The organism is Citrobacter sp. Cf118, assembly GCF_030334095.1.
GTDB lineage: Bacteria > Pseudomonadota > Gammaproteobacteria > Enterobacterales > Enterobacteriaceae > Citrobacter > Citrobacter freundii.
Genome location: NZ_JAOWES010000015.1, coordinates 1 through 1,888 on the forward strand (window position 1 = coordinate 1; position 1,888 = coordinate 1,888).

Genomic DNA, 1,888 nt, shown 5'->3' on the forward strand with positions numbered 1-1,888 from the left:
CAAAATCGGTGGAGCTGCATGACAAGGTCATCGGGCATTATCTGAACATAAAACACTATCATTAAGTTGGAGTCATTACCTAACTTAAGGGCGTTTTATTTTTGTGTGCTTATTTACCATCCGTTTCATCATCTACTTTCTGAGTCATGATTGGAGGCGGCGCTTCATTATCAATTTTCCTACGGCCTTCATCGCTGAAGAAGATTTTCCAGATAAAGTGCCCGACAAAAAGGATTCCGCATCCTATAATCAGCGCCCAGTCGAAAGTGTCAAATGGTCTGTTAAAATAATCAAACATATAGTTCTCCAGGGTAGAGTTCGTGACTAAGCCCGTTAAACGTTGTGTGGATAATTGCTCCACCAGACCGGGCAATGCAATTCATTGTTTTTTTCAGACCATCCGGCATCTATGAGTAATCTCTTCACAAAAAATGGCTGGTTTCTGAAGATATCTGTAGAAATTGATGTAGCTTTAATGACACTTCCTTTTTCACCAGGTTTTGTTGGTTTCTCGTAACGCGTTATACCGATATGCTGTAGACGTGACCTAATCGCGCCATCTGTCCTATTCATTTTCTTGGCAATCACTTCTATTGAACGATGCTCAGATAGAAGTGTAATTAAAAACTTATAGTTTCCACATACCCATTTGGCTGGTTTTTGTGGTTCTCTTTGGTTCCGTTCAGGCACTGATCTTTCCTTAATTTGTTGTGGTTTTTCACTATCACAATCAATGTCAGTTCTGGCCGGGTAATTTGAAATGGTTTTATCTGGTACGGTTTCATAGATAATTTCATTAAGCACTATATGCTTGCTCCACCAATCTGGGGCGGTAAGGTCGAATCCATCAATGTGCCAGCCGAATTCGATTAGTGGCAGGACATCAAGAAAACGTTTTTTTGATAATTTCGCAGAACTTATTTTTTTATTTAACCATATAACCGTACTAGATGAATCGTCTTCAGCGCCCACGGTAATCATTCCAAGCTCTATAAGTTGCTGAAGAGTGGATTGATGGCTTCTTAAGGTAAGCTCGGCAAGTGCCGTTTTACTGATACCATGTTGTATCGCCTTAAGTAAGACCCGAGTATCGTCAGGAGTCCACGGTTTACCGGTAATGAGGTGTGAAGATGTTTTCTTATGTAGCTGATCAGTATCCTCATCTTCGGGTACTAACAGGCTTGTGTTTCTTGTTCGCCACCATTCTGGAGAGTACAGAACATTTTCACCATTTATGCAGTGTGCTACCCATCCATTATCTAGCAGGGTTTTAAGAGTTATACCTGAAGCTGGTTCAGCCGGTGGCACTCTGATTGAAGAGTTAGGCTTGAGGGTAATTTCGTTAGGCTCGGAGAGATTTTCTCTTATGAGAAGGTATAAATCCAACTCGATACATCTTAACTGGATTATCCTTTCATTGTATCCAAGAATGGACGTAAGCGCTGCAAATGAGTAACCATCCTTAAGCCCTTTTATAAGCTTCAGATCTTCAGCTGGTGACCATGACGGTAATTTCTTCTTCATTCACTTGCCTTAGAGTGAACTAAATATTTCTGATATTACTTGTAAATCAATAATTCTTGAATCGAGAATGGGGGCGTTTTGAGGTGTATAAATCGCACTTAGACTCGACCATTTAGTATCCGTGGTTGAAGAGCTCCTCAACTCCAGCATTTACGACATCCTGGTTTCCAGGGATGTAACGTGGCCAGCCTTCTACCTCTTTGATGTTCTTAACGATAACTCCTTCGAAGCCAAATTGATCTGCCGATATATCAACAATATGGAATTCATCGTTGTTGGAGATCTTGACCTGCTCCCCGTTGATTAGTACACCCCGATGTTAGTAATGTCTTCATAAGCCACATGAGGACATCCCCATGAAGAA

3 protein-coding genes are annotated in these 1,888 nt (G+C 41.0%); 1 reads left to right on the top strand and 2 read right to left on the bottom strand.

Features of this window, described 5'->3' with window-relative positions; genetic code table 11:
* On the top strand, window positions 1–65 hold a 65-nt coding region (locus tag OGX67_RS26840), incomplete at its 5' end, for an IS1 family transposase (protein WP_072217861.1).
* A gap of 44 nt (window positions 66–109) precedes the next feature.
* On the opposite strand, the gene OGX67_RS00400 is transcribed toward OGX67_RS26840, so the two are convergent.
* Both OGX67_RS00400 and OGX67_RS00405 read right to left on the bottom strand, forming a co-directional pair.
* On the bottom strand, window positions 110–298 hold the full coding sequence (locus OGX67_RS00400; RefSeq protein ID WP_007372207.1) for a hypothetical protein: 189 nt from the start codon (window positions 296–298) through the stop codon (window positions 110–112).
* A gap of 35 nt (window positions 299–333) precedes the next feature.
* Complete coding sequence (locus OGX67_RS00405; RefSeq protein ID WP_009652915.1) at window positions 334–1,524, bottom strand: hypothetical protein; 1,191 nt, start codon at window positions 1,522–1,524, stop codon at window positions 334–336.
* Between the last annotated feature and the right edge of the window lie 364 nt (window positions 1,525–1,888).